A 233-nucleotide genomic window follows, 5' to 3' on the forward strand; every position below is an offset into this window, starting at 1 on the left:
GCACTGTGTTACCGCGCAAACATGTGGAACATTGGTGCTGAAGGTCAATTATTAATTGGTGCAGTAGCCAGTAGTGCCGTAGCGGTAACTGCTACTGACGATTCCGGCTTTGGTACCTTCCTGCTGACCGTTGGTGCTGGTGTTATCGCGGGGGCATTATGGGCAGGTATTCCCACTTGGCTAAACCGCCGTTTTCACACCAACATTATTCTTACCACCATCATGCTTAACTA

The 233-nt window shown here is 49.4% G+C and carries 1 protein-coding gene; it reads left to right on the top strand.

What is annotated here, in order from left to right; translation table 11 throughout:
* A partial coding sequence (locus tag O4H31_RS19620) for an ABC transporter permease subunit (protein WP_419723621.1) occupies positions 1-233 on the top strand: 233 nt, incomplete at both ends.

It is taken from the genome of Sulfitobacter dubius, from assembly GCF_027214245.1.
Classification (GTDB): domain Bacteria; phylum Pseudomonadota; class Alphaproteobacteria; order Rhodobacterales; family Rhodobacteraceae; genus Sulfitobacter; species Sulfitobacter dubius_A.